Source organism: Amycolatopsis sp. NPDC001319, assembly GCF_042896185.1.
Taxonomy (GTDB): Bacteria; Actinomycetota; Actinomycetes; order Mycobacteriales; family Pseudonocardiaceae; genus Amycolatopsis.
In genome coordinates, this window is the sequence record NZ_JBIAWY010000005.1 from 1 (window position 1) to 26,240 (window position 26,240).

At 70.2% G+C, this 26,240-nt stretch carries 19 protein-coding genes and 1 tRNA gene; 9 read left to right on the forward strand and 11 right to left on the reverse strand.

What is annotated here, in order from left to right; translation table 11 throughout:
- Positions 1 to 377: 377 nt before the first annotated feature.
- The 3 genes from ACFY1H_RS19220 to dnaE form a co-directional block, all read right to left on the reverse strand.
- Positions 378 to 1,523 carry a low temperature requirement protein A gene (locus ACFY1H_RS19220; protein ID WP_386947961.1) on the reverse strand — a complete coding sequence of 382 codons (1,146 nt, stop codon included), beginning with the start codon at positions 1,521 to 1,523 and terminating at the stop codon, positions 378 to 380.
- A 534-nt stretch (positions 1,524 to 2,057) separates the two neighbouring features.
- Positions 2,058 to 3,533 (reverse strand): MFS transporter, encoded by a 1,476-nt coding sequence (locus ACFY1H_RS19225; RefSeq protein ID WP_386947964.1) that lies wholly within the window; start codon positions 3,531 to 3,533, stop codon positions 2,058 to 2,060.
- Complete coding sequence (gene dnaE, locus ACFY1H_RS19230; protein ID WP_386947967.1) at positions 3,533 to 7,120, reverse strand: DNA polymerase III subunit alpha; 3,588 nt, start codon at positions 7,118 to 7,120, stop codon at positions 3,533 to 3,535. Before dnaE ends, ACFY1H_RS19225 begins: the two co-directional genes overlap by 1 nt.
- A 373-nt stretch (positions 7,121 to 7,493) precedes the next feature.
- Between dnaE and ACFY1H_RS19235 the strand changes: the two genes are divergently transcribed.
- The 4 genes from ACFY1H_RS19235 to ACFY1H_RS19250 are packed head-to-tail and all read left to right on the forward strand — an operon-like array spanning position 7,494 to position 12,251.
- Positions 7,494 to 8,165 carry a FadR/GntR family transcriptional regulator gene (locus ACFY1H_RS19235; protein WP_386949359.1) on the forward strand — a complete coding sequence of 224 codons (672 nt, stop codon included), beginning with the start codon at positions 7,494 to 7,496 and terminating at the stop codon, positions 8,163 to 8,165.
- Positions 8,166 to 8,169: 4 nt separating this feature from the next.
- Entirely contained in the window at positions 8,170 to 9,606 is a 1,437-nt protein-coding gene (locus ACFY1H_RS19240) for an amino acid permease (RefSeq protein WP_386947970.1), read from the forward strand.
- Positions 9,603 to 10,565 carry an asparaginase gene (locus tag ACFY1H_RS19245; protein ID WP_386947974.1) on the forward strand — a complete coding sequence of 321 codons (963 nt, stop codon included), beginning with the start codon at positions 9,603 to 9,605 and terminating at the stop codon, positions 10,563 to 10,565. The genes ACFY1H_RS19240 and ACFY1H_RS19245 overlap by 4 nt, the downstream gene beginning before the upstream one ends.
- A gap of 60 nt (positions 10,566 to 10,625) precedes the next feature.
- A complete protein-coding gene (locus ACFY1H_RS19250) occupies positions 10,626 to 12,251 on the forward strand; it encodes a CocE/NonD family hydrolase (protein ID WP_386947976.1) in 1,626 nt (541 codons plus the stop codon).
- Here ACFY1H_RS19250 and ACFY1H_RS19255 read toward each other — a convergent pair.
- Positions 12,241 to 13,002, reverse strand: coding sequence for a metallophosphoesterase (locus ACFY1H_RS19255; protein WP_386947979.1), 762 nt, complete (start codon positions 13,000 to 13,002; stop codon positions 12,241 to 12,243). The genes ACFY1H_RS19250 and ACFY1H_RS19255 overlap by 11 nt on opposite strands.
- Positions 13,003 to 13,006: 4 nt before the next feature.
- Positions 13,007 to 13,624, reverse strand: coding sequence for a GntR family transcriptional regulator (locus tag ACFY1H_RS19260; RefSeq protein WP_366581089.1), 618 nt, complete (start codon positions 13,622 to 13,624; stop codon positions 13,007 to 13,009).
- A 45-nt stretch (positions 13,625 to 13,669) separates the two neighbouring features.
- Between ACFY1H_RS19260 and ACFY1H_RS19265 the strand changes: the two genes are divergently transcribed.
- Positions 13,670 to 14,866, forward strand: coding sequence for an aminotransferase class V-fold PLP-dependent enzyme (locus ACFY1H_RS19265; protein ID WP_386947982.1), 1,197 nt, complete (start codon positions 13,670 to 13,672; stop codon positions 14,864 to 14,866).
- Here ACFY1H_RS19265 and ACFY1H_RS19270 read toward each other — a convergent pair.
- A complete protein-coding gene (locus ACFY1H_RS19270; protein ID WP_386947985.1) occupies positions 14,863 to 15,324 on the reverse strand; it encodes a MarR family winged helix-turn-helix transcriptional regulator in 462 nt (153 codons plus the stop codon). The genes ACFY1H_RS19265 and ACFY1H_RS19270 overlap by 4 nt on opposite strands.
- An 80-nt stretch (positions 15,325 to 15,404) precedes the next feature.
- On the opposite strand from ACFY1H_RS19270, the gene ACFY1H_RS19275 reads away from it, so the two are divergent.
- Positions 15,405 to 15,956, forward strand: coding sequence for a carboxymuconolactone decarboxylase family protein (locus tag ACFY1H_RS19275; RefSeq protein WP_386947987.1), 552 nt, complete (start codon positions 15,405 to 15,407; stop codon positions 15,954 to 15,956).
- A gap of 132 nt (positions 15,957 to 16,088) precedes the next feature.
- On the opposite strand, the gene ACFY1H_RS19280 is transcribed toward ACFY1H_RS19275, so the two are convergent.
- The 4 genes from ACFY1H_RS19280 to ACFY1H_RS19295 form a co-directional block, all read right to left on the reverse strand.
- Positions 16,089 to 17,180: a hypothetical protein gene (locus ACFY1H_RS19280; RefSeq protein WP_386947990.1), complete on the reverse strand. Its 1,092-nt coding sequence runs from the start codon at positions 17,178 to 17,180 to the stop codon at positions 16,089 to 16,091.
- Positions 17,181 to 18,014: 834 nt separating this feature from the next.
- Positions 18,015 to 18,086: transfer RNA gene (locus tag ACFY1H_RS19285), tRNA-Val, on the reverse strand.
- A 49-nt stretch (positions 18,087 to 18,135) separates the two neighbouring features.
- On the reverse strand, positions 18,136 to 18,597 hold the full coding sequence (locus ACFY1H_RS19290; RefSeq protein ID WP_366581079.1) for a peroxiredoxin: 462 nt from the start codon (positions 18,595 to 18,597) through the stop codon (positions 18,136 to 18,138).
- Between the two features lie 75 nt (positions 18,598 to 18,672).
- Positions 18,673 to 19,107 carry a DUF3052 domain-containing protein gene (locus tag ACFY1H_RS19295; protein WP_285969388.1) on the reverse strand — a complete coding sequence of 145 codons (435 nt, stop codon included), beginning with the start codon at positions 19,105 to 19,107 and terminating at the stop codon, positions 18,673 to 18,675.
- A 432-nt stretch (positions 19,108 to 19,539) separates the two neighbouring features.
- Here ACFY1H_RS19295 and aceE point away from each other — a divergent pair, with 432 nt between their 5' ends.
- From aceE to ACFY1H_RS19310, 3 genes are all read left to right on the forward strand, one after another.
- Positions 19,540 to 22,335, forward strand: coding sequence for a pyruvate dehydrogenase (acetyl-transferring), homodimeric type (gene aceE, locus ACFY1H_RS19300; RefSeq protein WP_366581077.1), 2,796 nt, complete (start codon positions 19,540 to 19,542; stop codon positions 22,333 to 22,335).
- Between the two features lie 138 nt (positions 22,336 to 22,473).
- Positions 22,474 to 23,685: an alpha-hydroxy acid oxidase gene (locus ACFY1H_RS19305; protein WP_366581075.1), complete on the forward strand. Its 1,212-nt coding sequence runs from the start codon at positions 22,474 to 22,476 to the stop codon at positions 23,683 to 23,685.
- A gap of 209 nt (positions 23,686 to 23,894) precedes the next feature.
- On the forward strand, positions 23,895 to 25,508 hold the full coding sequence (locus tag ACFY1H_RS19310) for an L-lactate permease (protein ID WP_366581073.1): 1,614 nt from the start codon (positions 23,895 to 23,897) through the stop codon (positions 25,506 to 25,508).
- Here the strand turns inward: ACFY1H_RS19310 and ACFY1H_RS19315 are convergent.
- Positions 25,489 to 26,127, reverse strand: coding sequence for a nicotinamide mononucleotide transporter family protein (locus ACFY1H_RS19315; protein WP_366581071.1), 639 nt, complete (start codon positions 26,125 to 26,127; stop codon positions 25,489 to 25,491). The two genes, ACFY1H_RS19310 and ACFY1H_RS19315, sit on opposite strands and share 20 nt — an antisense overlap.
- Positions 26,128 to 26,240 lie beyond the last annotated feature (113 nt).

The window sequence follows — 26,240 nt, forward strand, 5'->3', positions numbered from 1 at the left end:
TAGTTCACTAGCACACTGTTGAGTTCTCAAGCAACACACCGCAACCCAGCCCACCCAGCAGGCAAACCAGATCACCGCGTTGTTTCAAGCTTTTTTGTTCCGGAGACCTACAGTACACCCTGGCGAAACTCGCGCTTCGCTGGGGGCTGGTTCAGCTCCGGAGGTTTGGGACCACCCACTCTACCACCAGAGGTGGGAGCTTGGTTCGTGTTCCCGGCGGCCGCTCGGTTTCCCTGGCGACTTGGAGAACTTTACATGGCCGAAAACCGGCCCGAACAGGGGGGTCCCTTAAGCGTGCGCCGGCTCCCTGACCTGCATCGATCCGCCGCTCAAGCCCTCGCAACCCGCAGCGGGCCGACACGACCGCCGACGACCCCTCACGCCGACCGCACCCGCCCGTGGGTCGCGAACACCGTCAGCGCCACCAACGCGGCCGCGAGCACCGCCGCGACGTGGATGGGCGCCGGCCCGAACGAAGCCGCCAGCACGAGCACCGCGGTGACCGGGTACCCGATCGCGATCTCCCGGCACTCGTTCGTCGGCCCGATGTGCAGCAGCCACACGCTCAGCAGGAACACCGCGACCGGCACCGTCACCACGAGCGCCGTGGCCAGGCCGCTGATCGCGCTGTGGTGCGTGTCGTAGTCCACCGCCAGCTCGAGCCCCGTGCCGACCGCCGCGGCCGACGCGAAGATCAGGTAGTGCCCGTACCCCCAGCTCGACGTGCTCAGCAGCGACGGATGGCGCACGAGCCGCAGGTGCCCCGGCTGGTCGAAGTACAGCCACCACATCGAGAACACCAGTACGAGCCCGGCCGCGGCGAGCCCGATGAGGGTGCCGACGTGCTCGCCCTCGGACACGCCCTCCTTCACGGCGGTGGTCGCGCTCAGCACCACCTCGCCGAGCACGATCAGCGTGAAAAGGCCGTAGCGCTCGGCGATGTGGTGCGGGTGCCACGACGTGCCGCCCCGCGATTCCGCGATGCTCGGCACCGCGAGCTCGCAGACCACCAGCACCGCGAACAGGATCACCGCCGTCGTCTGGGGAAAAGCGATCAACGCGTCGGCGACCCACAACACCTGCACGACCGTGATCCCGCCCGCGTACCAGAGCGCTGTCGTGCGCCGTTCCGGATCCGACTTCGCGGCACGCAGCCACTGCGTCACCATCGCGAGCCGCATCAGCACGTAGCCGACCATCACCACGCGGAAGTCGCCGTTGAACGCGCGGTCCACGCCGGCCGCGACGGTGAGGCCGCCGGCGATCTGCACCAGGGTCGCCAGCCGGTAGGGCACGTCGTCGGTGTCGAACGCGGAGGCGAACCAGCTGAAGTTCAGCCAGCCCCACCAGATCGCGAAGAACACCATCGCGTAGCTCAGGATCCCGTGGCCGATGTGCCCTTCGACCAGCTCGTGGTGGAGGTCGGCGCTCGCGGCGCCCACGGCGACGACGAAACACAGGTCGAAGAGCAGTTCCAGCGGGGTGGACACGCGGTGGTTCTCGCCGCTGTCGCGTGACCGCATCGGCCGGTACCACACCCGGATCCGCTGGACCGGAAAAATCCCCTGGGACATCGACGCTCCCCGCACTCACCCGACGAACGCCGTCATCCCAACACGGTCAAAGCGCTCAGGCGAGTACGACCCCCACCGGAGAGTGAAAGGGGAGGAATACCGAGGTGAAAAAGGGCGGGCCCGGTTCCCCCTCTCCCGGGCCCGCCCGAATGCCTTCGCCGCACTCCCTCGCCACCCCGGGCATTGCTCCCGGCGGTCGCCGTACGGTCCCCCGCGGACGCCGACGATCCGTTGCCTGGGAGGTGACCAAGAGTGTCCATTCCATGGAACTCCGGAACTCTCAGCCGCTCGGCCGATCGACCCATCCCCGGTCGATCGATCGAAATGCCACTGTAGGTAGCCAAAGTGTCGTGCTGAAGGCTCCATAAGGTCTACCCGGTTGCTCTGAGTAGCACCAGGGTCAAACGTAGCGTGTCACTCGGATGGAGCATCACCGAATAGCTGAAAGTAGTTCACCAATACTGCTGAGTGAGCGTGACCATCTCACAGTCGGTGAACGGCCGCGGCCCGCTCGGCCGCCTCGTGCTCCTCACTGCGAGCCGTCCGGACGCGCCGCGCGCGCAGCTCCAGGACCGCCAGCAGCAGCGCCACACAGGTCAACGCCGCGGAGCAGCACAATGCGATGGTGAGCGCGCGAGGGTAGTTCCGCCCCGACGCGACCACCGCCGATTCGAACACCGAAGCCAGCACCGCCGTGCCGATCGCCGTGCCGATGCGCTGCCCCGTCTGCAACGCACCGCCGGCGACGCCCGCCATGTTCGTGGGCACGCACTCCAGCGTCAGCGTGGTGTTCGGCGAGATCACCATGCCGCCACCGATTCCGCCGAGCAGCAACGGAAGCGCGACCGCCCACCCCGCGACCGACGGTGGCACGAATTCCACCGCCGCCGCGACGACCAGCAGCGCGAAGGCCACGAGACTCAGGCCCGTGACGGACAGCCGCCGCCCGAACCGGGGCACCAGCCGTCCCGCGACGGCGGCCGACACTGCCGAGCCGATCGCGAACGGCGTGACCGACAGCCCGGACTGCAACGGCGTGTACCCGAGCCCCTGCTGGAAGAACAGCGCGAAGACCAGCCAGACGCCGGCGAACCCGCAGAAGTACAGCGCCCCCACCGCGGCGCCGGGCGCGTACCCCGGTGTGCTCGTGAACAACCGGATGTCGAGCAACGGCTGCCGGCCGCGTGCCACCACCCGGCGCTCCCACAGCACGAACGCGGTGAAGCACACCGCCGCGATCGGGAAGAGCCACCACAGGCGCCGCAGGCCGTCCTGCTGCGATTCGACGAGCGGAAGCAGCACCCCCAGCACCGCGACCGCCAGCAGCAGAATGCCCGCGACGTCGATCTCCGACCGCAGCCGGACCCGGCGCCGCTCGGTCTTCGGCAGGAGCCGCATCGCGAGCCCGAACGCCAGCGCGCCCACGGGCACGTTCACGTAGAACACCCAGCGCCAGCCGCCCGGATCACCGAACACCGCGAGGATCACGCCGCCGAGCACCGGCCCGACGGCCGTGGAGATGCCGACCACCGCGCCGAACATGCCGAACGCACGGGCGCGTTCGGCGCCGCGGAACAGGTCCTGGATCAGGCCGGTGTTCTGCGGGGTCAGGAAACCCGCGGCGCAGCCCTGCGCGAGCCGCGCGATCACCAGCGTGCTCGGGTCCTGGGCCGCGCCGGCCAGCGCGCTCGTGGCGACGAACGCGGCCAGCGCGAAGAGGAACACCCGCCGCCGGCCGAGCGCGTCGCCGAGCCGCCCGCCGGTGACGAGCACCAGGCCGAACGTGAGCGCGTATCCGGACACGACCCACTGGATCGTGCCGCTGCCGGTGTTCAGGCCACGCTGCATCGCGGGCAGGGCCGTGTTGACGATGCTCACGTCGAGCAGGGTCATGAACCCGGCCGTCAACGTGACAGCGAGGGCACGCCACCGGAGCGGGTCCGGAACGTACTCGGTCATCAGGTGTTGGCGGTGATCCCGGGGATGCCCTTGAGCTCACCGATGAGCATCGAACTGACCTTCACGGGGTAATCGTAGAGCGCGAACACGGTCTGGTTCTTGCCGACGAGTTTCAGGTGCACCGGGGTCTCGCCCTTGTGCGCCAGCAGCGTCGACTTGAGCTCGCTCACCACCGACTGGTCGATCTTCTCGGCTGCGGCCAGCAGCATCAGCGGTGGTTCCTCGTCGCCGTTGCCGATCTCGGACAGGTCCAGCGGCACGAGCCCGCCGCCGAACACCGACATCTTGTCCTCGCGCCAGTTGACCCGACCCTTGACCAGCACCGCGTTGTCCTCGATGAGGTCCGCGGCGAACATCGAGTACGCCTTGGCGAAGAACAGCACCTCGATCGCGGCGTCCATGTCCTCGACCGTGCAGATCGCCCAGGGCTCGCCCTTTTTGTTCACGCGCCGCTCCAGCGAGGTGAGCAGGCCCGAGATCACGACCTCGCCCTCCTTCGGCGGATCGGCCAGCAGGCCGGCGATCGGCTTGGGCGCGTGCTTGCGGAGGATGCGCTCGGCACCGTCGAGCGGGTGCGCGGACACGTACAGGCCCAGCATCTCCCGCTCGTAGGCGAGCAGCTGCTTGCGCGGGTACTCCTCTTCACCGAACTTCAGGTGCGCGAGCGGCGACGAGGACGGCGTGGCCTCGGCCGAGTCGTCGTCCCCGCCGAACGAGCCGAACAGGTCGAACTGGCCCATGGCCTCCTGGCGCTTGAGCGGCACGACGGCTTCCACCGCGTCCTCGTGCACCTGGATCATCGACAGGCGGGTGTGGCCCATCGTGTCGAACCCGCCGGCCTTGATCAGCGACTCCATGACCCGCTTGTTGCAGGCCACCAGCTCGGACTTGTCGAGGAAGTCGGTGAACGAGGAGTACTTGCCCTTCTCCTCGCGCGTCTTGATGACCGACTCCACCACGTTGGCGCCGACGTTGCGCACGGCGCCCAGGCCGAAGCGGATGTCGTTCCCGACGGCCGCGAACCGCAGGGCCGACTCGTTGACGTCCGGCGGCAGCACCTTGATGCCGAGGCGACGGCACTCCGACAGGTAGATGGCCGACTTGTCCTTGTTGTCACCCACGGACGTGAGCAGCGCGGCCATGTACTCCGGCGTGTAGTTCGCCTTGAGGTAGGCCGTCCAGTACGCGATCAGGCCGTACGCGGCCGCGTGGCTCTTGTTGAACGCGTAGCCGGCGAACGGGAGGATCGTGTCCCACAGCGCCTTGACCGCTTCGGGCGAGAAGCCGCCGGGCAGCAGCGGGCTGGCCTTCATGCCCTCTTCGAAGCCCTCGTACTCCTTCTCGAGGACTTCCTTCTTCTTCTTGCCCATGGCTCGCCGCAGCGTGTCCGCTCGGCCCATCGTGTAGCCCGCGACCTTCTGCGCGATCTGCATGATCTGCTCTTGGTACACGATCAGGCCGTAAGTCTCGGACAGGATCTCGCGCAGCGGCTCTTCGAGCTGCGGGTGGATCGGCGTGACCTTCTGCCGGTTGTTCTTGCGGTCGGCGTAGTCGTTGTGCGCGTTCATGCCCATCGGGCCGGGTCGGTACAGCGCCAGCACCGCGACGATGTCCTCGAACCCGGTCGGCAGCATGCGGCGCAGCAGGTCGCGCATCGCGCCACCGTCGAGCTGGAACACGCCGAGCGTGTCACCGCGGCCCAGGAGCTTGTAGGCCTCGGGGTCGTCGAAGCCGAGGCGGTCGAGGTCGATCTCCTCACCGCGGTTGGCCTTGATGTTGGCCAGCGCGTCGCCGATCACCGTGAGGTTGCGCAGGCCCAGGAAGTCCATCTTCAGCAGGCCGATGTTTTCACACGACGGGTAGTCCCAGCCGGTGATGATCGAGCCGTCGTCGCGCTGCCACACCGGGATCGCGTCGGTGAGCGGCTCGCTCGACATGATCACCGCGCAGGCGTGGACGCCGGCGTTGCGGATCAGGCCTTCGAGGCCGCGCGCGGTGTCGAAGATCGTCTTGCACTCCTCGTCAGTCTCGACGAGGGCGCGGACCTCCGCGGCTTCGGCGTAGCGCTCGTGCTTCGAGTCGACGATGCCGGACAGCGGGATGTCCTTGGCCATGATCGGCGGCGGCAGGGCCTTGGAGATCTTGTCCGCGATCGAGTAGCCCGGCTGGCCGAAGTGCACGCGGGCCGAGTCCTTGATCGCGGCTTTGGTCTTAATGGTGCCGAAGGTGATCACCTGGGCCACGCGGTCGGAGCCGTACTTGTCCGTGGCGTAGCGGATCATCTCACCGCGGCGGCGGTCGTCGAAGTCGATGTCGATGTCGGGCATCGACATGCGCTCGGGGTTGAGGAACCGCTCGAACAGCAGCTTCTGCGGGATCGGGTCGAGGTTCGTGATGCCCAGCGCGTACGCGACGAGCGCGCCGGCGGCGGAACCACGGCCGGGGCCGACCAGGATGCCGACTTCGCGCGCGTGCTGGATGAGGTCGGCGACGATGAGGAAGTAGGCCGGGAAGCCCTTCTGCTCGATGACGCCGAGCTCGTAGTCGCAGCGCTCCTCGTAGCCGTCGGGCACGCCGTCCGGGAAGCGCCACTTGAGGCCCTCGGCCACCTGGTGCCGCAGCCACGTCGCCTCGGTGTGCCCCTCGGGCACCTCGAACACCGGCATGCGGTCCTTGTGCGAGTAGACGTCCTCGTAGGACTGCACGCGCTCGGCGATCAGCAGCGTGCTGTCGGCCGCGCCCGGGACCTCCTTGTCCCAGTACTGCCGCATCTCCTCGGCCGACTTGAGGAAGTAGCCGTCGCCGTCGAACTTGAACCGGGTCGGGTCGTTGAGCGTCTTGCCCGCCTGCACGCACAGCAGCGCCGAGTGCGTGTCGGCCTGGTCCTTGGTGACGTAGTGCGAGTCGTTGGTGGCCAGCGGCCTGAGGTCGAGCAGCTTGCCGATCTCGAGCAGGCCCTCGCGCACGGACCGCTCGATCGGCAGGCCGTGGTCCATCAGTTCGAGGAAGAAGTTGTCGGCGCCGAAGATGTCCTTGTAGTCCGACGCGGCCTGGATCGCGGCCTCGCGCTGGCCCAGCCGCAGGCGGGTCTGCACCTCGCCCGACGGGCAACCGGTGGTGGCGATGATGCCGTGGTGGTTCTCCGCGATCAGCTCGCGGTCCATGCGCGGCTTGCGGTAGTAGCCCTGGATCGAGGCGATCGACGAGAGCTTGAACAGGTTCCGCAGCCCGGTGGCGTTCTCCGCCAGCATCGTCATGTGCGTGTAGGCACCGCCACCGGAGACGTCGCCGCCCTCACCGAACTCGTCGGAGCCGCGCTGGCTGGCCTGGCCCCAGAACACCGGCTTCTTGTGGAAGCGGCTCTCCGGCGCGATGTAGGCCTCGATGCCGATGATCGGCTTCAGGCCGTGCTTCTTCGAGGTCTGGTAGAACTCGTCGCCGCCGTACATGTTGCCGTGGTCGGTCATGCCCACCGCGGGCATGCCCAGCCGCGCCGCTTCGGCGAAGAGGGGTCCGATCTTCGCCGCACCGTCGAGCATCGAGTACTCGGTGTGGACGTGCAGGTGGACGAAGGAATCGTTCGACACCAGCGAAAACCTCCCCTAGGCAGACGGCTTCCCGGTTGTTGCTGCGGCGCGGCCCGGGGTCCTCCACCCTAGTCCGCGCTCGCGCTGTGCGGCTCGTAGGGATCCTCTCTCCTCACCCGCCCGCCGCGCCCGCCGACATGCCGCCCGGGGCCCGACGAAACCTTCGCGGGTGACGCCACGGCGACACCCTCGCACGCCCCACCGACAGAACGGGCGCGCGTGAACCGGCCCACACGATTCCGGTGATTTCCCCAGTCCGGATGTGGGAGACCTCCACCTGACTTGACACCGGTTCGGTGGAACTTCACGATCTCGTTCCATGAACCTGTCTGACAGCCAGACAGCCGGACAAGGCCCCCGTCGCGTGAGCGCCATGGAGGCCGTGCTGGCCTACCTGCGCCGCGCCATCGAACGCGGCGAGTACGCCGTGGGCGACAAGCTGCCGTCCGAAGCCGCGCTGAGCAAGGAGTTCGAGGTCAGCCGCTCGGTGATCCGCGAGGCGCTGCGCGGGCTGCAGGCGCTCGGGCTGACCGTTTCCCGCACCGGCAAGGGCACGTTCGTCACCGCGACCGGCCCGGCCGAGAACCCCACTTTCGGTGACTATTCGGCCCGCGACCTCATCGAGGTGCGCCGTCACGTCGAAATCCCTGTCGCGGGGTACGCGGCTCTGCGCCGGGACGACGGCCACCTCGACCTGCTCGGCCACCTCGCCGAGCGGATGGAGCTGGAGACCGACAACACGGCGTGGGTGGCGCTCGACTCGCTGTTCCACATCACCATCGCCCAGGCCTCGGGCAACCCGGTGTTCGCCAAGGTCATCGAGGAGATCCGCGACGCGCTCGCGCGCCAGTCGGCGTTCCTCAACCAGCTGGGCGACCGGCGCGCGGAGTCGAACGTGGAGCACCGGCGGATCGTCACGGCGATCGCCGACGGCTCCGAAGAGGCGGCCGTGGCCGCGATGACGGCGCACCTCGCGCACGTCGAGCAGGCGCTGACCACCATCGTGCGGCCCGGCCGCACGGCGAAGCAGAACAGGAACGACTGAAAACGTGAGTGAACAGACCCTTCCGTCGTCGGGCGAAACGGAGAAGCACGCCGACGCCGGTGACGCCGGCTACAACAAGGCGCTGAAGTCCCGCCACATCTCCATGATCGCGATCGGCGGCGCCATCGGCACCGGCCTGTTCCTCGGCGCGGGCGGACGGCTCGCGCAAGCCGGGCCGGCGCTGGCGATCGTGTACGCCGTGTGCGGGCTCTTCGCGTTCTTCGTGGTGCGCTCGCTGGGCGAGCTGATCCTGCACCGCCCGTCCTCGGGCGCCTTCGTGTCCTACGCGCGGGAGTTCATGGGCGAGAAGGGCGCGTACGTCGCGGGCTGGATGCACTTCCTCAACTGGTCCACGACCGGCATCGCCGACATCACCGCAATCGCGCTGTACGCGCACTTCTGGTCGTTCTTCGCGCCGATCCCGCAGTGGGTGCTGGCGCTGATCGCGCTGGCCGTGGTGCTGACGCTGAACCTCGTCTCGGTGAAGCTGTTCGGCGAGATGGAGTTCTGGTTCGCGATCGTCAAGGTCGCGGCGCTCGTGCTGTTCATGATCATCGGCATCGTGCTGCTGGTCACCCAGCACCCGGTCGACGGCCTCGCGCCCGGCCCGCAGCTGATCGCCGACCACGGCGGGATCTTCCCGGCCGGCGTGCTGCCGATGATCCTCATCGTGCAGGGCGTGGTGTTCGCGTACGCGTCGGTGGAGCTGGTCGGTGTCGCGGCGGGTGAGACGGAGAACCCGCAGAAGATCATGCCCAAGGCGATCAACTCGATCATGTGGCGGATCGCGGTGTTCTACGTCGGTTCCGTGGTGCTGCTGGCGATGCTCATGCCGTGGAACTCCTACACCGGCGACGAGAGCCCGTTCGTGACGGTGCTCTCGCACCTGGGTGTGCCGGCGGCGGGCAGTGTGATGAACCTCGTGGTGCTCACCGCCGCGATGTCGAGCCTCAACTCGGGCCTGTACTCCACCGGCCGCATCCTGCGGTCGATGTCGGTCGCCGGTTCGGCGCCGAGGTTCACCGGCGTGATGAACCGCAACCAGGTGCCCTACGGCGGCATCCTGCTCACCGCGTCGGTCTGCGTGCTCGGCGTGGCGCTCAACTACGTAGTGCCGAAGGACGCGTTCGAGATCGTGCTCAACTTCGCGGCGATCGGCATCCTCGCCACGTGGGCGATCATCGTGCTCTGCCACCTGCTGTTCGTGCGCAAGGCCGACCGCGGTGAGCTGACGCGCCCGTCGTTCCGGCTGCCGGGCTCGCCGTGGACGGAGATCACGACGCTGGTGTTCCTCGCCGCCGTGGTGGTGCTGATGGCGTTCGACAAAACCGGCCGGATCACGCTGCTCGCGCTGCCGGCAATCGTCGTGGCGCTGGTGATCGGCTGGTTCTGCGTGCGCAAGCGCATCGACATGAGCGCGTTCGAGAGGGCCGAGCAGTGAGCGCGCCCGAGCAGCGCGTGCCGCGGCACGTCCCCCTGGTCCACCTCCTGCGCGACGGCATGGTCGAAGGCGTGCACCACGGTTCGGTGATCGCGCTCGCGCCGGACGGCTCCACGCTCTTCTCCGCCGGCGACCCGGACGTCGCGATGTACCCGCGCTCCACGGCGAAGCCGCTTCAGGCCACGGCGATGGCCCGGCTGGGCCTGCGGCTGCCGCCGGCGGGGTTCGCGATCGCCGCGGCCAGCCACTCGGGCGAGCGCCGGCACCTCGACGCCGCGGCCGCGGTGCTGACGGGCCACGGCTTCACCGCCGAAGACCTCGGCAACCCGGCCGACTACCCGTTCGACCCGATCGAGCGTGACGCGTGGGTCGCCGAGGGCCGGCCGCCCGCGCGGCTGGCGCACAACTGCTCCGGCAAGCACGCCGCGATGCTCGCCACCTGCCGGGAGCGGGGCTGGGACCCGCGCACGTACCTCGATCCCGGGCACCCGTTGCAGCTCGCGATCCGGAAGACCGTCGAGGACCTCACCGGGCAGACCGTGCCGCGCGTGGCCGTGGACGGGTGCGGCGCGCCGCTGTTCGCGCTGTCGCTGCGCGGGCTCGCCCGGGCGGCCTCACGGCTGGCGACCGCGGCGGCCGGCACCCCGGAAAGCCTGGTGGCCCAAGGGATCCGGCAGCACCCGGACCTCGTGGGCGGCACCCGGCGTGACGTCACCGCGCTGATGCGCGCGGTGCCGGGGCTCCTCGCGAAGGACGGGTTCGAGGCCGTGCAGCTCGCCGCGCTGCCCGACGGCACGGCCGTGGCGCTGAAGATCGCCGACGGCGGCGACCGCGCGCGGCCTGCCGTGCTCGCGACCGCGCTGCAGCTGTGCGGGGTCGACGCCGGCGTGCTCGAACCGTTCACGAGCCCGGCGCTGCGCGTGACCGCGGAACTCGAGGGGCGCCCGCGCGCTGCGTGACCCTCCTCACGCGAGACGGGTAGCGTCGGACGCGTCCGGCTCGGTGAAAGGGGTAAACCTGTGCTGCAGCGCATTGCCGACCTCCTGCTCGGTCTCCCGAAGGCGGAGGGCCCGGCCCCCGTCGCCACCAAGGGCCTGCGGATACCCATGCCCGACGGGGTCCACCTCGTGGCCGACCGGTACACACCGGCCGGCCAGCGCTCCGGCCCGGTGGTGCTCGTGCGCACGCCGTACGGGCGCACCGGGCCGATCGCGGCGCTCTTCGGCAGCGTCTTCGCGCGCCACGGCCTGCAGACGGTGGTCCAGAGCACGCGGGGCACGTTCGGCTCCGAAGGCGAGTTCCGCCCGTTCCACCTCGAACGCGAAGACGGCCTCGCCACCGCCGAGTGGCTGCGCGCGCAGCCGTGGTGCGACGGGCGGCTGGCGACGGCGGGCCTGAGCTACCTCGGGCACACGCAGTGGGCGATCGGGCCCTACCTCGACCCGCCACTCGAGGCCATGGCACTGGGCGTGACGGCTTCGGAGTTCGTGAGCACGTTCTACCCGGGCGGGGTGCTCGCGGCCGACAACATGGTGTCGTGGTCGGCCATGATCGGCCGGCAGGAGGAACGGTTCGCGGGCCTGCCGAACCCCGTGCAGAAGCGCAAGACGCGCCGCGCGATGGCGCACCTGCCGCTGAACGCCGCCGACGTGGCCGCGATCGGCAAGCAGGTGCTGTTCCTGCGCGACGTGACCACCCACGCCGAACCGGACGACGGCTACTGGGCCATGTCCGACCACAGCGCGGAAGTCGCCGGGCTCACCGTGCCCGTCAGCATGGTCACCGGGTGGTACGACCTGTTCATCCAGGGCCAGCTGCGGGACTTCCGGACGCTGCAGGACGCGGGGCGCGCGCCGCGGATCACCATCGGGCCGTGGGCCCACGGCGACCCGGCCAGCCTGCGGATCTCCGTGCAGGACCAGGTCGGGTTCCTGCGCGCGCACCTGCTCGACGACCGCGCGCAGCTGCAGCGCTCCCCCGTGCGGCTGTACCTGCAGCAGGCGGCGACCTGGCTCGACTTCGACGCGTGGCCGCCCGAGTCCACGGCCACCGACTCGCACCTGCGCCCGATCGGCGGCCTCGGTGAGGTGGTCGACGGCGAGGCCCGGCCCACCGCGTTCACCTACGACCCCGCCGACCCGACTCCCGCGGTCGGCGGTCCGCTGCTGACGGGCACCAACAAGCAGCAGGACAACAACGAGGTCGAGGCCCGGGACGACGTGCTCGTGTTCACCGGCGAACCGCTGATCGCCGACCTCGACGTGATCGGCGAGGTGAGCGCCACCGTGTTCGTGCGCACCGAACTGGGCCACGCCGACGTGTACGCGCGGATCTGCGACGTCGACCAGGACGGCCGCTCCCGCAACGTCACCGACGGCATCCTGCGGCTGCGGCCCGGCGCGCCCGAGGCGGACGCCGACGGGATCGTGACCGCGCAGCTGCGGCTCGACCCCACGGCCTACCGGTTCCGCCGCGGCCACCGGCTCCGCGTGCAGGTGGCGGGCGGCGCGTTCCCGCGCTTCGCCCGCAACCACGGCACGGGCGAACCGGTGGCCAGTGCCGTCGACGGCAAGGCGAACCGGTTCGAGATCTTCCACGACGCGGCCCACCCGTCGCGGGTCACGCTGCCCGTCTTCAGCCGCTGAACGGCACCACCCGCTGGTGGGTGGTGAGCCGGCCGTCGTCGTGCAGCACGTGCAGCAGCAGCGACGGCGGCCGGTCGAAATCGAGCGGGCCGCCTTCCTCCCAGCCGCGGCCGGCACCGGGCTCGACGGGCAGCAGCGCCCCGGAGACCACGCCGGGGGCGATGCGCACGGGCACGTCCGCGAACGTCGTGGCGGCGCCGGTGTGGACGTGGCCGCACAGCAGTGCGAGCACGTCCGGGTGCCGGCGCAGGACCTCGGCGAGGCGGTCTTCGCCGGTCTGGCGGATGGCGTCCACGAGCGGGATGCCGATCTCGACCGGCGGGTGGTGGAAGGCGACGAACGCGGGTCCGTCGTGGGCGGAGAGCACTTCGTCGAGCCACGCGAGCGTCGCGTCTTCGAGGTGACCCGCGCCCTTGCCGGGGATCGTGGAATCGCACATGGCCACGAGGACGCCGTTCACGTCGGTGGCGACGTTCACCGGGCCGGCGCCCGCCGGCTCGCCGAGCAGGACCTCGCGGAAGGCCTCACGCACGTCGTGGTTGCCGGGGCACGTGAGCACGGGCGCGGAGTGCTTGAGCAGCTCGGCCGCGCGGCGGTACTCCTCGGGCAGGCCGTGGTCGGCGACGTCGCCGGTGACGAACACCGCCTCGACCGCGAGTTCGCGCAGGTAGTCGAACACCGCGGCGGTGCGCGCGTCGGCGCGGTCGCCGCCGTCGAGGTGGATGTCCGACAGGTGCGCGAAGACCTTCATGCGTTCAGCTCCGTTCGAGGTACGCCAGTGCTTTGACCCAGTTGCGGACGAGCAGCGTCGTCGCGCCGGGCACGTCGCCGGAGCGCAGCGCGCCGGCGATCGCCCGGTGCTCGGCGATGCTCTCGGCGGCTCGTTCGGGGCCGCCGAAGTACACGGATTCGTAGCGTTTCAGCAAGGGTTTCGTCTGCTCGATCAAGCGCAGCAGGTGCGGGTTGCCGCAGCGGGAGAGCAGCAGCTCGTGCCAGCGATCGTCCACAGCGGACAGATCGGCGCCGGCGGGCAGGGCCGTCATCTCGTCCGCGATCGCGTCGAGCGCGTCCGGCAGCAGCGTCAGATCCAGCGGCGAGGTCCAGCGCAGGGCGAGCGACTCCAGTTCGGCGACCAGCGGGTAGAGCCGCTTGGCCTCCTCCGGGTCGAGCGGTGCGACGAGGAACCCGCGGCCGGGCGCGGCTACGAGCAGCCCGCGGTCGGCGAGCCCGATCAGCGCTTCCCGCAGCGGCGTGCGGCTCACGCCGAGCTCGCGCGCGAGGTGCACCTCGTTGATCCGGGCGTCCAGCCGGCCGTCGAGCACGCGCGTGGTGATCTCCTCGATGAGCTCACCTCGCAGGAGTCGCTTGGTCATCCGCGCAGTATTGCATACAGACTGGCCCTACTGTATTCAGTTCACATGGTCATCCAGCCCGCCGACGTGGCCCGCGCCCGCGCCGAGACGCCCGGCTGCACCGGCGTCGTCCACTTCAACAACGCCGGTTCGGCGCTCCCGCCGGCCCGCGTCACCGACACGATGGTCGACTACCTGCGAGCCGAAGCGCTGGTCGGCGGCTACGAGGCCGCCGCGGCGGCGGCCGAGCGCACCGAAGCCGTGTACACGTCCGTGGCGCGGCTGATCAACGCCGCACCCGAGGACATCGCGATCACCGACAACGCGACACGCTCGTGGCAGGCGGTCTTCTACGCGCTGCACTTCGGCCCGGGCGAGAAGATTCTGACCTCTCGCGCCGAGTACGCGAGCAACGCGATCGCCTACCTCCAGGTGGCGCGCCGCACCGGCGCGCGCGTGGAGGTGGTCGCCGACGACGAGACCGGCCAGCTCGACGTGGCCGACCTGCGCCGCCTGATCGACGACGACGTGAAGCTGATCGCCGTGAGCCACGTGCCGACGCAGTGCGGCCTGGTCAACCCGGCCGAGGAGATCGGCAAGGTCGCGCGCGAGGCCGGGATCCCCTTCCTGCTCGACGCGTGCCAGTCGGCCGGGCAGCTCGACCTCGACGTCGAGCTGCTGCAGTGCGACGCGCTCTCGGCCACCGGCCGCAAGTACCTGCGCGGGCCGCGCGGCACCGGGTTCCTCTACGTGCACCCGCGGCTGCGCGAGCGGCTCGAGCCCGCGATGCTCGACCTGCACTCGGCCAGCTGGGAATCGCCCGGTGAGTTCGTGGTGGACCCGACGGCGAAGCAGTTCGAGGTGTGGGAACGCGACTACGCGGCCGTGCTGGGACTCGGCGCGGCCGTCGACTACGCGCTCGAATGGGGCCTGCCGGCGATCGAGCACCGCGTGGCCGAGCTGGGCGCGACACTGCGCGGCCGCCTCGGCGAGCTCGACGGCGTGCGCCTGCACGACGTCGGCGCGCGCAAGTGCGGGCTCGTCGCGTTCAGCCTCGACGGCCTGGGCGCGGAGCAGGTGAAGGTGCGGCTTTCGGCCGCGAAGATCAACACGAGCGTGATCCACGCGACCTCGGCGCAGTACGACTTCACCGCCCGCGACCTGCCCGACCTCGTCCGCGCGTCGGTGCACTACTACAACACCGAGGGCGAGATCGACCTGCTGACGAGCGAGGTGGCGAAGCTGGCGCAGGAGTCGCGCTAGCCGGCGAACCAGCCTGCGACGTCGAGCCGGAAGCCGCCGCCGGTCATGGTGCGCAGGTCGGCTTCGAGGGCGCGGACGCGGTCGGCGCCGAGCTGAGCGACCCAGTTCGCGCGCAGCGTTTCGAAGATGGCGGCGGAGCGGGTGAGGGAGTCGAGGCCGCGCGGGGTGAGCCGCACGAGCTTGCGGCGGGCGTCTTCGGGGTCGTCGGCGCGCTCGGCGTACCCGAGCTGCTCCAGGCGGTCGACGGTCTTGCCCGCGGCCTGTTTCGAGACGCCGAGCCGCTTGCCCAGCTCCGACGCGGTGGCCCCGCGCGGCCCGATGGCCTGCATCGCGAAGCCGAACGCGGGGCGCACGTCGGGGTGACCCTGGCGGGCGAGCTCGGCGTGCAGGTCGTCGATCAGCGTGCGGAAGCCCGAGAACAGCAGCAACGGCAGCTCGAAGCCGGGCGCGTCAGCCATGCCGCTTGCCAAATTCGACAACCAGGTTTACCTTCTGGAATTCGACAACCACGTTGACGACTTTACCCCAGGAGGGTTCCGTGCCGCACTTCCCCGAGCACACCGCCGAGACCGCCCCGCCGGCCGCCCGCCGCGCCCTGGCGGCGACCGAAGCCCAGTTCGGCTCGCTGCCCGCCGCCGTCGCCCGGCTGGCGACGTCGCCGGAGCTGCTGAACGGGTTCCTCAAGCTGAGCGCCCTGTTCGAGACCACCACGCTGTCGCCGCTGGAGCGCGAGACGCTGATCCTCGTGGTGTCCGCGCGCAACGGTTGCCACTTCTGCGTCGCGCTGCACACCGCGAAGCTGGTGCAGCTCGACGCGCCGGCTTCGCTGATCGCGGCGTTGCACGCGGCGGAGCCCCTGCCGATTCCGAGACTGGAGGCGCTGCGCCGGTTCGCGTTGACGACGTTCGCGACGACCGGTGACGTGCCTGCCGCCGACCTCGACGCGTTCCTCGCCGCCGGCTACACCCCGCGGCAGGCGCTCGAGGTGGTGCTGGGGATCGGCGCGTACACGCTTTCGACGTTCGCCAACCGGCTCGTGGCCGCTCCCCTGCACCCGAGCCTGGCCGAACACGCGTGGACCGCCGCGTGAAGGTTCACCCGTTTGCCGCAGTGCTCGACGTATCCACCGGCTCCCGCCGGGCCTCCTACTCCACGTTCGCCCGCGACGCGCACCGCGCGGCCGGGCCTGCCGAGGGGGCAGGCCCGGCTCCGGGCGCCGGCGTCAGATCGGCTCCACCGTGGTCCACTCCCGGTAGTGCTTGACCGCTTCGCGGATCGCGTAGGCCGCGGCCAGGAGGGCGATGATCCAGCCGGTGACGCCCTGCGGGAGGACGTAGTCGCCGTTCGGGGCGATGAGGTAGGCGTAGACGTAGTTGCCGGCGAGGTACAGCAGGCCCATCCAGGGCTGGGCGCCGCGGGTCATGATGTTCAGGCAGGTGGCCGAGCCGAGCAGGATTCCGGCGATGCCGAGGACGGTGCCCACGACGGTCAGGCCGGCCCCGCTGTCGAGCCCGTAGCCGAGCAGCACGAGGCCGATCGCGGCCAGGGACGCCGGGTGCAGCAGCGCCCGCAGCGCGGGCCGGCGCGTCGACCAGTTGGCGAGCATGAGCAGCAGGATCGAGAAGCTGACGACCGCCGGCCCGGCGACGACGTTGAAGCCGCCCGTGGTGAGCTCGTCCGAGGTCGGGCGGTCGTCGTCGGACAGCAGCCGGGGCACGATCGCGCCCGCGAAGAGCAGTGCGTCGACGAGCGTGCCGACGAGCCACATCCGGGTGACCTTCATCGGCCGCGGCGCCTCCGGCTCGACCACGACCGCGATCCCCGCCGCCTGCAGCGTCACGAGCTCGTGGCGTTCCCGGAAGCGCCACGAGTAATAGCCCGCGGCGGCGAGGACGACGAGGCTCGTGAAGAGCAGCAGGATCGGCCGCGAGAAGTCCACGAGGGCTTGCAGGTGCGCGCGCGAGGAGCCGTCGCCGAGGTCGGCGGCCACGACCGCGGTGCCGGCGAGCCCACCGAAGCCCGCGCCGGCCAGCACCCACGCGGCCAGCGTGAACGGGAACGCCGGCGAAAACCCGGCCCGCCCCCGCCGCAACGCACTGTCGACGTACCGCCGCGACGCCACCTTCCGCCCGCCGCGGAGCACGACCACCCCGACCGCCGCGACGACCGCCAACACCAGCACCGGCGGCCACGACACGCCCGGCCCCCGCAACGCCCCCTCCGCGACCACCGCGGTGCCCGCGGAGGTGCAGAACAGCAGGGCGAAGAACCCGAACGTCCAGCTGACCCGCCGATACGCACGCTGCGCGTCCACACGTCCCCCATCACGGCCCGGCGCCGCCCGATCACGCCCGGACCAGCGTAGGGCCGCCCCCTCACCGCGAAGCGCCTTGTGGCCAACCGATCGCCAACCGTTACCGACCGGACAAATACGACCCACCGTGGGCGTCCGGGGCGAAGCCCACCAGGAGGAATCCTCGGCTTGCACCGCCACAAGTCACCGCGAGACGCCCCGCCCGCCCGCTCCGCGAACACGACTCACCCAGAGAACCGAGCATCCAGCGCCGGGACCACCGAAGTCGCCCACTGCCGGCGCCAAACCACCCAAGGCGACCACGGCCGGGGCCCGGGGCCACCCGGGCAGAACTTGGGGGGTGCACCCCAAAGACACCGCGGAACGACCCGATCCGCGCGCCCCGCAAACACCGACGGAGCCCACGCGAGGCGACCACCGCTGCGCCTGGAACCCACCTAAGACGACCACCGGAAGCGAAGTCCACCAGGCGGGGCTTGGGGTTGCACCCCAAAACACCGCGGGACGACCCGATCTGCGCCTTCCGCGAACACCGACGGAACCCACCCGAGACGACCACCGCGGGGGTCCGGAAGCGCAGCCCATCAGGCGGGGCTTGCGGGTTGCACCCCGAAAGAACCGCGAGACGCCCCGCCCGCGCACTCCGCGAACACCGACGGAACCAACCCAAGGTGACCACGCTGGGGCTGGGAGAACCCACCCAAGGTGACCCCAGCCGGGGGTCCGGGGGCGAAGCCCTCCGGGCGGGGTTTGGGGGTTGCACCCCCAAAAGACGACGCCGGGGCGCCCCCGGTTCGCGCATTCCGCGAACACAGTTCGCCCCAAGCCCCGGCGTGGGCGCAGCAGGGTTCGAACCTGCGACCGCTCGGGTGTAAACCGAGTGCTCTTCCGCTGAGCTATGCGCCCGGCGGCGGAGCCCCGCGTCGAAGGCCGATGCGGGGTTCCGCCGGAAAAGTCAGGCCAGTTCGGCGACGGCCTTCTTCCACGCCGACTGGTCGCGGGCTTCGCCGGGCTGGTTGACCTCGGCGAAGCGGACGATGCCGTCGGTGTCGATGAGGAACGTGCCGCGCAGGGCCATGCCGGCCTTGTCGTTGAAGACGCCGTAGGTCTGGGCGACCGCGCCGTGGGGCCAGAAGTCCGAGAGCAGCGGGAACTGGTAGTTCTGCTGCTCGGCCCACACCTTCAGCGAGAAGACCGCGTCGACGGAGACGCCCAGGATCTGGACGCCCCGGGTGTCGTAGTCGGCGAACTCGTCGCGCAGCTGGCAGAGCTCGCCGGTGCAGGTCCCGCTGAACGCGAACGGGAAGAAGACCAGCAGAACCGGCTTGTCGCCCTTGAACGACGACAGCGTGACGGGCTGCTTGTTGTAGTCGTTGAGCGTGAAGTCCGGGGCTGGCGTACCGACCTCGACGGCCATGCGGCGAATCCTCTCCGAAAGCGATCACGAAACCTGCGCCGACAACCCTATCGTGTCAGCCGCGCAGGCCCGGGTTCACCGCTGTTTCGCCTTCGAGGACTTCGGCGACACCAGGCGGGTCCCGAGCCAGTCGGCTCCCACGCTGATGTTGGCGGTCTGCGACAGACCGACCTGGGGCACGGCTTCGGCGATCTCACTGGGCTCGACGTGCCCGGGCTGACCCGTCTTGGGCGTCAGCACCCAGATCACGCCGTTCTCGTCCAGCGGACCACGGGCGTCGACCAGGGCGTCGCCCAGGTCGCCGTCGTCTTCGCGCCACCAGAGCAGCACGACGTCGATGACTTCGTCGGCGTCCTCGTCGAGGAGTTCGGCGCCGATCGCCTCCTCGATCGCCGCGCGGACGTCGTCGTCGACGTCCTCGTCCCAGCCGATCTCCTGGACCACCATGTCCGGCTTGATGCCAAGGCTCTCGGCGACGCCGGCAGTGCCTGCGTCTCCCGCGGCGACCACTGCTTCCACTCCTCCAACTACGACGGAGCGCGGTGGTCGGTGACGCAGGTGAAGCTGCGCCGGCCACCACACTCGGGTACACGGTTGTTCGATAGCGAACACTGGCGCGGCGCTGCGCGCAACCGTCCACACCGGATCTTTGACAAGTCGTGTCGCAGCGTGGAGGCCCCCCGGGGTCTTCGGTGACCCCGGGACAGGTGTCTGTGGGCAGTGTCGCACGACCGCTCCGGCAACCCCCGGAAACCTCTCCTCTAGTGTTGTGGAGAAGAAAACGCGCGCGCGATACACCGCACGCGGGGAGTGGTGCACTCGGGGCGACCCTTGTTACCGGACAGTAAAGGTGACGGGAGCCGGGCCGGGGACGACGATGGGAATCGGCGTGCACTCCCGCCCAGCAGCTACAACGGCTACAACCAGCTACAAGGAGACCCCTTGGCCCCGCAGAACGACGGCGCCTCCGGCAAGGAGACCCCGGCACGAGTACGCGTCATCCGTGACGGACTCGCGGCGCACCTGCCCGACATCGACCCGGAGGAGACCGCCGAGTGGCTGGACTCCTTCGACGAGGCGCTGGCCAGGGGTGGCCAGCAGCGCGCCCGTTACCTGATGCTGCGCATCCTGGAGCGCGCCCGCGAGCGCAACGTCGGCGTGCCCGCGCTCACGTCCACGGACTACGTGAACACCATCCCCACGGAGAACGAGCCGTGGTTCCCCGGCGACGAGGAGATCGAGCGCCGCTACCGCCGTTACATCCGCTGGAACGCCGCGATCATGGTGCACCGCGCGCAGCGGCCGGGCGTCGGCGTCGGCGGCCACATCTCGACCTACGCCTCGTCCGCGGCGCTGTACGAGGTGGGCTTCAACCACTTCTTCCGCGGCAAGGACCACTCCGGCGGCGGTGACCAGGTCTTCTTCCAGGGCCACGCCTCCCCGGGCATGTATGCGCGGGCCTACCTCGAGGGCCGCCTGTCCGAGCAGCAGCTCGACGGCTTCCGCCAGGAGTACAGCCACGCCGGCGAGGGCGGCGGCCTGCCGTCGTACCCGCACCCGCGGCTGATGCCGGACTTCTGGGAGAACCCCACGGTGTCGATGGGCCTCGGCCCGATGAACGCCATCTACCAGGCCCGGTTCAACCGCTACCTGCGCGACCGCGGCATCAAGGACACCAACGACCAGCACGTCTGGGCGTTCCTCGGCGACGGCGAGATGGACGAGCCGGAGTCGCGCGGCCTCATCCACGTGGCCGCGGGCGAGGGCCTCGACAACCTGACCTTCGTGATCAACTGCAACCTGCAGCGGCTCGACGGCCCGGTGCGCGGCAACGGCAAGATCATCCAGGAGCTCGAGTCGTACTTCCGCGGCGCGGGCTGGAACGTGATCAAGGTCATCTGGGGCCGCGAATGGGACTCGCTGCTGCACGCCGACCGCGACGGCGCCCTGGTCAACCTGATGAACGTGACGCCGGACGGCGACTACCAGACGTACAAGGCCAATGACGGCGCGTACGTGCGTGAGCACTTCTTCGGCCGCGACCCGCGGACGAAGGACCTGGTCAAGGACCTCTCCGACGCCGACATCTGGAACCTCAAGCGCGGTGGCCACGACTACCGCAAGGTGTACGCCGCGTACAAGGCGGCCATGGAGCACCACGGCCAGCCGACGGTGATCCTCGCCCACACCATCAAGGGCTACGGCCTCGGCCCGGCGTTCGAGGGCCGCAACGCCACGCACCAGATGAAAAAGCTCACGCTCGACGACCTGAAGCTGTTCCGCGACGCCCAGCGCATCCCGATCAGCGACGCCGAGCTCGAGCGCGACCCGAAGCTGCCGCCGTACTTCCACCCGGGCCCGGACTCGCCCGAGATCGAGTACATGATCGGCCGCCGCAAGGCGCTGGGCGGCTACCTGCCCGAGCGCCGGCCGAAGCACGCCAAGGCGCTCGTGCTGCCGGGCGACAAGGTCTACGAGGGCATCCGGAAGGGCTCGGGGAAGCAGGAGGTCGCCACGACGATGGCGTTCGTCCGGCTCGTGCGCGAGCTCGCGAAGGACTCGGAGATCGGCAAGCGCGTCGTGCCGATCATCCCGGACGAGGCCCGCACGTTCGGTCTCGACTCGATGTTCCCGACGGCCAAGATCTACAACCCGCACGGCCAGACGTACACGTCGGTCGACGCGAGCCTGATGCTGGCCTACAAGGAGTCCGAGAAGGGCCAGCTGCTGCACGAGGGCATCAACGAGGCGGGTTCCACCGCGTCGTTCACGGCCGTCGGCACCTCGTACGCCACGCACGGCGAGCCGATGATCCCGATCTACATCTTCTACTCGATGTTCGGGTTCCAGCGCACCGGCGACGGCCTGTACGCGGCGGCGGACCAGATGGCGCGCGGTTTCGTGCTCGGCGCCACCGCGGGCCGCACCACGCTGACCGGTGAGGGCCTGCAGCACGCCGACGGGCACTCGCTGCTGCTGTCGGCGACCAACCCGGCGGTCGTGGCCTACGACCCGGCCTACTCGTTCGAGATCGCCCACATCGTCCGCGACGGCCTGCGGCGCATGTACGGCGAGACCGGGCCGCACGGCAACGGCGAGAACATCTTCTACTACCTGACGATCTACAACGAGCCCTACCAGCAGCCCGCTGAGCCGGAGAACCTCGACGTCGACGGCCTGCTCAAGGGGCTCTACAAGTACGCCGACGCCCCGGCGGGCGACGGCCCGGAGGCGCACATCCTGGTCTCCGGCGTCACGATGCCGGACGCGCTCAAGGCCCAGCAGCTGCTGGCCGACGAGTGGGGCGTGCGCGCGGCGGTGTGGTCGGCCACGTCGTGGACCGAGCTGCGCCGCGAGGCCGTGGAGATCGACCACGACAACCTGCTCCACCCGGCCGACAGCCCTCGCGTGCCGTACGTGACGCAGGCGCTCTCGGGCGTCAACGGGCCGGTCGTGGCGGTGTCGGACTGGATGCGCGCGGTGCCGGACCTGATCCGCCCGTGGGTGCCCACCGACATGCTCACGCTCGGCACCGACGGGTTCGGTTTCTCCGACACCCGCCCGGCCGCCCGGCGCAAGTTCCTCGTGGACGCGCAGTCGATCGTGGTCGGCGCCCTCACGGCGCTCGCCAAGCGCGGCGAGGTCGCGCAGGACAAGGTGACCGAAGCGGTGCGCCGCTACCGGCTCGACGACGTCTCGGCCGCCGGCCCGCAGACGTCGGACTCCGGCAACGCGTAAGCAGTAGTCGCCGCAAGACCCTCCGGGCCGGACAATGGCCTGGAGGGTCTTGCTGTTTCGAGGCCCGAGCCCACTAAGCTAGACATCGGATGTATCCAAGCCTTGAGGTACCCAGCGCCTGAGGAAGGGTGATCGAGCGTGACCCAGCGTCGTCTGCCGCGGCCGAGCGAACTGAAGCAGATCCTGCGGCCGAAGCCGATCGTGCTGAACCCGACCGAGCGGCGCCTGTCGAGCGCGCACACGATCGCCGACCTGCGGATGATCGGGCGCAAGCGCACGCCCCGCGCCGCGTTCGACTACACCGACGGCGCGGCCGAGCTCGAAGACAGCCTCTTGCGTGCCCGGCAGGCGTACCGGCGCGTGGAGTTCCACCCCAACGTGCTGCGCGGAGTGTCCGATGTGGACACCACGCGGACCGTGCTCGGCAAGACCTCGGCGCTGCCGTTCGGCTTCGCGCCCACCGGGTTCACGCGCATGATGCAGCACGAGGGCGAGAGCGCCGTGGCCCGCGTGGCGCAGCGCAACGGCATCCCGATGAGCCTCTCGACGATGGCGACCACCTCCATCGAGGACCTCGCCGCGGCGGCCCCGGAGGCGCGCAAGTGGTTCCAGCTCTACGTGTGGCGCGACCACGGCGCCGGCGAAGATCTGATGAATCGCGCGTGGGAGAACGGCTACGACACCCTCCTGCTCACCGTCGACACCCCGGTGGCCGGCGCGCGGATGCGCGACGTGCGCAACGGGCTCACCATCCCGCCGGCGCTCACGCTCAAGACGTTCGCCGACGGCGCGATGCACCCCGCGTGGTGGTTCAACCTGCTCACCACCGAGCCGCTGAACTTCGCTTCGCTGAACCACTTCGACGGCACCGTGGCCGAGCTGCTGGCCCAGCTCTTCGACCCGACGCTCGACTTCGACGACCTCGACTGGGTGCGCCGCACCTGGCCCGGCAAGCTCGTGGTCAAGGGCGTGCAGAATGTGGCCGACGCGCGAGACGTGGTGAAGCACGGCGCCGACGGCGTGGTCCTGTCCAACCACGGCGGCCGCCAGCTCGACCGCGCGCCGACGCCGCTGGAGCTGCTGCCCGCGGTGCTCGACGAGATCCAGGGCACCGCCGAGGTGTGGGTCGACACCGGCATCCTCTCCGGCGGCGACATCGTGGCCGCGATCGCGCGCGGCGCCGACTTCGTGCTCGTGGGCCGCGCGTTCCTCTACGGCCTGATGGCCGGCGGCGAGCGCGGCGTGCAGCGCTGCGTGGACATCCTGCGCACGGAAATGATCCGGACCATGCAGCTGCTGGGCGTGCGCCGCGTCGAGGACCTGCGGCCTTCGCACGTGACCCTGCGCTGATCTTCTGCCGAGCCTGAACGCGGCATTCGGTGCCCTGCTGCACCGAATGCCGCGTTCGGTGCGCCCAACACACCCAATGTCCCTTTGCGGCATTGGTCCAGACGTGCGACACCGGGTTGACGTACCGGTGGGTCTGTGACGAGTATCTCAGCCACCTCGTGAAAGGCTGTTTCCGCGATCCGGAAACAGCGGTCCCCCCGGAGGTCGGCGTGTTCGTGCAGGACGTGGCTCCCCTCGGTGGTCTCGGGCTTTCGGCGCTCGTCGCGGTGGTGCCGCTGGCTGTGGTGCTGGTGCTGCTGGGGGTGGTCCGGACCAAGGCGCACCACGCCGCGTTGATCGGGCTGGTCGTGGCGCTGGTGGTCGGCATCGCCGTGTACGGAATGCCCGTCGGGCAAGCGATTTCCGGGGCGCTGCAAGGGGCGGCGTTCGGGCTGTTCCCGATCCTGTGGATCGTGGTCAACGCGCTGTGGGTCTACCGGATCACCGTGCACACGGGTCACTTCGACGTGCTGCGCCGTTCGTTCGGCCGGATCTCCGACGACCCGCGGCTGCAGGCGCTGATCATCGCCTTCTGCTTCGGCGCGCTGATGGAGGCGCTGGCCGGCTTCGGCGCGCCCGTGGCGATCAGCGCGGTGATGCTCGTGGCCGTCGGGTTCGGGCCGGGCAAGGCCGCCGTGGTGGCGCTGGTCGCGAACACCGCGCCGGTGGCGTTCGGCGCGATGGGCACACCGGTGGTCACGCTGGCGCAGGTGACGGGGCTGCCGCTGGAGCAGGTGTCGTCGATCGTCGGGCGGCAGACGCCGTTGCTGGCGTTGTTCGTACCTCTGCTGCTGGTGATCATCGTCGACGGGAAGCGCGGCCTGCGCGAGACGTGGGTGCCGGCGCTGGTGTGCGGCGTCGCGTTCGGCGTGGTGCAGTTCCTCGCCTCGAACTTCGTCTCGCCGCAGCTGGCCGACATCGGCGCGGCCCTGGCCGGTGCGGCCGCGCTCGTGGCGCTGCCGATGACGCGCCGCGCGGTGCCCGCGGAGGTCCGCGCGCAGGTGCTCACCGGTCCCCGCACCGCGACGCTCGACCGGCCCGACGAGCGGGGCGAGGTCGTGCGCGCCTACCTGCCGTATGCGTTGATCATCGTGATCTTCTCGCTCGCGCAGGTGCCGCCGATCAAGAAGCTGCTCGACGCGGCCACCTGGAAGTTCCACTGGCCCGGCCTCGACGTGCACGGCCCGGACGGCAAAGCCGTGTCCGGCAACACGTTCTCACTGCCGTTCCTCAACACCGGCGGCACGCTCGTGCTGATCGCGGGGCTGCTCACGCTCGTGGCGCTCAAGGTCGCCGCGGGCACGGCCGGGCGGGAGTGGCTGGCGACGGTGAAGGAGCTGCGGTTCGCCATCGTCACCGTGACCGGGGTGCTCGCGCTGGCCTACGTGATGAACCTGTCCGGCCAGACGACCACCATCGGCACGTTCATCGCCGCGGCCGGCGCGGGGCTCGCGTTCCTCTCCCCCGTGCTCGGCTGGTTCGGCGTCGCCGTCTCGGGTTCGGACACCTCGGCCAATGCGTTGTTCGGCGCCCTGCAGGTCACGGCCGCGCACCAGACGGGCTTGCGCGCCGACCTGCTGGCCGCGGCGAACAGCTCGGGCGGCGTGCTGGGCAAGATGATCTCGCCGCAGAACCTGACCATCGCGTGCGTCGCGGCCAACCTGCCGGGCGAAGAGGGCAAGCTGCTGCGCAAGGTGCTGCCGTGGAGCGTGGGGTTGCTGCTGGTGATGTGCCTGATCGTGTTCGGGCAGAGCACCCCGGTGCTCAGCTGGATGCTGCCGTGACCGCCCGGTGCGCGGCCACGCGCTTGGCCGAGCGGTTCCAGTTCCACCAGCCGTGCACGACGAGCACCGCGAAGACGAGGTAGATCGCGGCCGAGAAGTACAGGCCCGAGGAGATCTGCAGCGGCACGCCGATCGCGTCGACCACCAGCCACACACCCCAGAACTCGACCAGCCCCGCGCCCTGCGCACCGAAGGCGACGAGCGTGCCGATGAAGATCGCGGCGTCCGGCCACGGCGCCCACGACGCGTTCAGCGCCTGCAGCACCAGCGCCATCGCGACGGTGCCGACGGCGAACGCACCGGCCATCGCCCAGCGCTCGGCGGGCCGGCCCGTGCGCACGACCACGCCGTTGACCGGGTCGGTGCGGCGGCGCCACGCCCACCAGCCGTAGAGCGAGATCGCGAGGATGGCGATCTGCCGGCTGGCCAGGCCGCCGAGGTGCGCGGAAACGTAGACGGAGAACAGCAGGATCGTCGCGCCGACCTGCACGGGCCAGGTCCACAGCGTCCGCCGGTCGGCGAGGAACACGACCGCGAGCGCGAGCACCTGCCCCGCGAGCTCCGCGATCGAGATCCACTGGCCGAACACCGTGACACCGTGCTGCAGCAGGAAGTCCACGTCCGCACCCTTTCTCGGCCCCCCAGGTAACTCTGGCGGCAACACCGGGCGCGGGCGCGGGATTCCCCGGGGTGTGAGGCGGGGCGACACCGTCCCAGCACGCGGACAGGCCC